We start from the raw sequence: 4,726 nt of genomic DNA on the forward strand, positions 1-4,726 counted from the left end.
CCAGCGCGCTCGGCCTGGCCCCGCTGCTCGACCGGCAGCGCGAGCTGCGCCGGCGCACCGGCACCGACGGCGCGGGCGGGGTCGGCCCGCTCACCCCGCGCGAGAGCGAGGTGCTGCGGCTGGTCGCCGAGGGCCGGTCGAACGCCGAGATCGGTGCCGACCTGTTCATCAGCGTGAAGACGGCCAGCGTGCACGTCTCGAACATCCTGGCCAAGCTCGAGGCGTCCTCCCGTGGCGAGGCGGCGGCCAAGGCCCGCCGCCAGGGCCTGCTGGGCTGACCCGGACCGGCGCCCAGAAAATCCGCGGCAGGGGTACAACGTTGTAAGCACCTGCGGCATACTGCTGGTCGACCCCGTTCCCACCCCCGGAAGGTGTCCCCGATGACGCGGACCCGCACCCTGCTGCTCACCCTCCCCCTCGCCCTGGCGCTCGGCCTCTCCGCCGGCCCCGCCGCCACCGCCGACCCCGGCACCGAACCCGCTCGCGGCACCCAGGCGCCCCAGCTGGTGATCGACTCCGACTTCCCCGATCCCGACGTGATCGAGGTCGACGGCACCTACCACGCCTACTCGACCTCCAGCCCCGGCAAGGGTCAGGTGCCGCACGCCACCGCCCCGGACGTCCGCGGGCCGTGGACGGTGCAGAGCGACGTCTTCGTGCCCAAGGAGACCTGGCCGGACTGGATCCGCACCACCCACGGCTTCTGGGCCCCCGACGTCTCCGAGCGTCCCGATGGCAGCTTCCTCATGTACTTCACCGCCCGCAACGACGACAACGGGCGGATGTGCCTCAGCGCCGCGACCGCCGACGGGCCGGCCGGACCGTTCGTGCCGCAGGACGACCCGCTGGTGTGCAACCCCGAGGAGGGCGGCAACATCGACGCCTCCAGCTTCGTCGACACCGACGGCACGCACTACCTGCTCTACAAGAACGACGGCAACGCCATCGGCCAGCCCAGCATCCTCTGGCTGCAGCGCACCGACGCCGCCGGCACCACGCTGCTCGGCGAGCGCAGGGAGCTGCTGCGCAACGACCAGCCGGCCGACCAGGGCGTGATCGAGGCCCCGGTGCTGGTGAAGCGTCCGTCCCACTACGTGCTGTTCTTCTCCGCCGGCGTCTACACCGGCGGCGGCTACTACACCGGCTACGCCACCGCCCCCAGCCTGGACGGGCCCTGGACCCGGGCGCCGGAGCCGCTGATGACCACCGACAGCCTCGGCGGCGCGGTCGACGGCCCGGGCGGGCAGGACGTCCTGGACGACACCATCGTCTTCCACGGCCACCTGCCCGCCGGCGGCCGCGGCATGTACACCGCCGACCTCGGCTGGGACGCCGACCACCCGGTGGTCCGCGGCAGCACGGTCCGCCTCGAGGCCGAGGACGCGACGCTGCACGGCGTCCAGACGGTCGACGACGCCACGGCCTCCGGCGGGGCCGCGGTGACCGGGCTGGACGCCGAGGGCGACCGCGTGTCGGTACGGGTGTTCGCCCCGGCCGACGGTGGCTACACGCTGCGGCTCGGCTACGCCGCCGACGGCCCGGTGGCGCAGGGTCTGGCCGTCGACGACGGACCGGCGCGGGCCGTCGGGCTGCCGGCCCGCGACGCCGGCGGCTGGCAGGAGCTGACGGTCGACCTCGAGCTGACCGCGGGCGCCCACACCCTGCACCTGGAGCACGTCCGCGGCAGCGCCCGGCTCGACTCGCTCGACCTCGCCTGAGACCACCCGCACCGGCCCGCGTCGAGGTCTAGTCCATTCGTCGGCGCTGGGGTAGCGTCGGGAACCCCGACACCCCCACCCGGGAGACCCGATGAAGCGCATCCTCCGGACGGCCGTGATCTGCGGTGCCGCCCTCACCATGGTCAGCACCGCAGCGCTGTCCGCCTCCGCCGACGACGCTGGCCTGGCCTTCGACGACCCGCAGCCCGGGTTCGCCCCGGCCGGCACGGTGCTCGCCGAGGCCGGTCCCGCCGAGGTCGGGCTCGACCCGGCCCCGCTGCAGGAGGCCTGGCAGCGCGTGGTGGCGGCGACCGGCCCGGAGGGCGAGCGGGACCACCCGCTGTTCCCGGGCGCGGTGCTCACCTACGGCCACGACGGCCACGTGGTGATGCAGGAGGCGACCGGGCACTCCCGGCTGTTCGCCGACGGCCAGGGCACCGAGCTGCCGGAGGCCGAGCAGATCGCGACCAGCACCGACACGATCTACGACCTGGCCTCGGTGTCGAAGCTGTTCACCTCGGTGGTCGTCATGCAGCAGGTGGAGGCCGGCCGGGTCGCGCTCGACGAGCCGGTGACCACCTACATCCCCGAGTTCACCGACCCCGCTCCGGGCGCCGACCCCGACGAGCCGGCCGAGCACGACAAGTCCGGCATCACCATCCGCCAGCTGCTCACCCACACCTCCGGGTTCCCCGCCTGGGTGCCGCTGTGGAGCACCCAGCCCGACCCGCAGTCGCGGCTGCACGCCGCGCTCACCGCGGCGCTGGTGGACGAGCCGGGCACCACCTACACCTACAGCGACCTCAACCTCATCACCCTGGCCGAGGTGGCCAGCCGGGTCAGCGGGCAGTCGCTGGACGAGCTGGTCCGCACCGGCATCACCGAACCGCTCGGCATGGACGACACCGGCTACAACCCCGACCCGTCGCTGCGCCCGCGGATCGCCGCCACCGAGTTCCAGGCCACCCCCGACCGGGGCGTGGTGTGGGGTGAGGTGCACGACGAGAACGCCTGGTCCCTGGGCGGTGTCGCCGGCCACGCCGGGGTGTTCTCCACCGCCGACGACCTCTCCCGGCTGGCCCAGGCGATGCTCAACGGCGGCAGCTACGACGGCCAGCGGGTGCTCAGCGAGCAGTCGGTGCAGCAGATGATCACCAACGAGAACACCGAGTTCCCCGAGGACGCCCACGGGTTGGGCTTCGAGCTCGACCAGCGCTGGTACATGGGCGGGCTCGCCTCCCCCCGCACCGCTGGGCACACCGGCTACACCGGGACGTCCCTGGTGCTCGACTTCAGCTCCCGATCCTTCGTCATCCTGCTCACCAACCGGGTGCACCCGAGCCGCAGCTGGGGCAGCCCCAACCCGGTGCGCGTCGCGGCGGCCCAGGGCCTGGCCGAGGCGATGGCCGTCCGGCCGCAGCGCGGGGAGGACTTCTGGCACACCGGCACCGAGCCGCGCACCGACGCCGCGCTGACCTGGTCGCTCGTCGTGCCGCGGACCGGCGGGCAGCTGGAGTTCGAGACGCTGGTCGACGTCGAGTCCACCGACCCGCTGCACCTGGAGGTCTCGACCGACTCCGGCGAGACCTGGGCGCCGCTGCCGTGGAGCCTGGACGGCGCACCGGTGACGGGCCCGTACGCGGCCAGCGGGCTGCGGCAGTGGCAGCACGCGGAGGCCGCGCTGCCGAGCGGCCGGGTGCAGGTGCGCTGGCGCCAGACCACCGACGCCTCGCTCTCCGGCCGCGGCGTCCACCTCGACGACATCCGGCTCACCCTGGGCCGCGGGCAGGCCCAGGTCGGCACCGAGGACGCCCCCTGGCGGCTGGTGGCCGACGACGGCTGGGAGCGCGTCACCCGCTGACCGGCCGGGTGGACGCCCGTCGCGCCAACCCGCCAGGGTGGGCGCCGTGACCGCACCCCGCGCCGTCCTCGCCGGTGGCTCCGGCTTCCTCGGCCCGCACCTGCGCCGCGACCTCGAGGGCCGGGGCTACCGGGTGGTCGGCATCGGTCGGCGCGGACCGGACGCGAGCTGGGCCGACCCGGCAGCCGTCCGGCGGCTGGTGGACGGCGCCGACCTGGTGCTCAACCTGGCCGGGCGCAGCGTCGGCTGCCGCTACACCGACCGCAACCGCGAGGAGATCCTCCGCTCCCGGGTCGAGACCACCCGGCTGCTGCACGAGGCGGTGGCGGGCGCCGCCGAGCCGCCGCGGGTGTGGCTCAATGCCAGCACGGCCACCATCTACCGCCACGCCACCGACCGGCCGCAGACCGAGGACGACGGTGAGCTCGGCTCGGGTTTCAGCGTCGACGTGGCCCGCGAATGGGAGCGGACCCTCTTCGCCGGGGAGCTTCCCCGGACCCGGCGGGTGGCCCTGCGGATGGCCATCGTGCTCGGGGACGGCCCGGCCCTGACCATGCTGCGCCGGGCCGCCCGGTTCGGCTCCGGCGGCCCGCAGCTGGACGGCCCCTGGTTCCCCCACCGCCGCTACCGCGGGACCGGGTCCGCACCCACCCCGGCAGCCGTGCACGACACCCGCACCCGCGGACAGCAGCGGTTCAGCTGGATCCACGTCGACGACCTGGTCGCCGCGGTCGCCTTCCTCGACGAGCACGAGGAGGTCGAGGGGGCGGTCAACCTCGCCGCACCGGGCACCAGCACCAACGCGGCCTTCATGGCCGCGCTCCGACGCAGCGTCGGCGTCCCGTTCGGGCTGCCGGCCCCGCGCTGGCTGCTGGAACCGGGGATGTTCGTGCTGCGCCAGGAGTCCGAGCTGGTGCTGAAGAGCCGCTGGGCCGTCCCGGCGAGGCTCACCGCGGCCGGTTTCACCTTCCGCTGGCCCGAGCTGGACGCCGCCATCGCCGACCTCCTCCCCCGCTGAGCCCGCGCCCCCGCCGCCCCGCAGCCCCGCAGCCCCGCAGCCCGCCGCGAGTGTGGGCTGATCGTCGCTCAGCCGCTGCCCATTGCGACGTCTTGGCCACACTCGCGCCCGATGGAGTTCGAGACGCTG

At 74.6% G+C, this 4,726-nt stretch carries 4 protein-coding genes; all 4 read left to right on the top strand.

The genetic code is table 11. From position 1 onward, the window contains the following. A partial coding sequence (locus DVA66_RS17190; RefSeq protein WP_198671891.1) for a response regulator transcription factor occupies positions 1–278 on the top strand: 278 nt, incomplete at its 5' end. Positions 279–380: 102 nt separating this feature from the next. After that, positions 381–1,718: a family 43 glycosylhydrolase gene (locus DVA66_RS17195; protein ID WP_114561162.1), complete on the top strand. Its 1,338-nt coding sequence runs from the start codon at positions 381–383 to the stop codon at positions 1,716–1,718. A gap of 91 nt (positions 1,719–1,809) precedes the next feature. Next, positions 1,810–3,579 (top strand): serine hydrolase domain-containing protein, encoded by a 1,770-nt coding sequence (locus DVA66_RS17200; protein ID WP_114561163.1) that lies wholly within the window; start codon positions 1,810–1,812, stop codon positions 3,577–3,579. A gap of 46 nt (positions 3,580–3,625) precedes the next feature. Next, on the top strand, positions 3,626–4,597 hold the full coding sequence (locus DVA66_RS17205) for an epimerase (RefSeq protein WP_114561164.1): 972 nt from the start codon (positions 3,626–3,628) through the stop codon (positions 4,595–4,597). Positions 4,598–4,726: the final 129 nt, after the last annotated feature.

It is taken from the genome of Desertihabitans aurantiacus (genome assembly GCF_003344635.1).
Lineage (GTDB): Bacteria > Actinomycetota > Actinomycetes > Propionibacteriales > Propionibacteriaceae > Desertihabitans > Desertihabitans aurantiacus.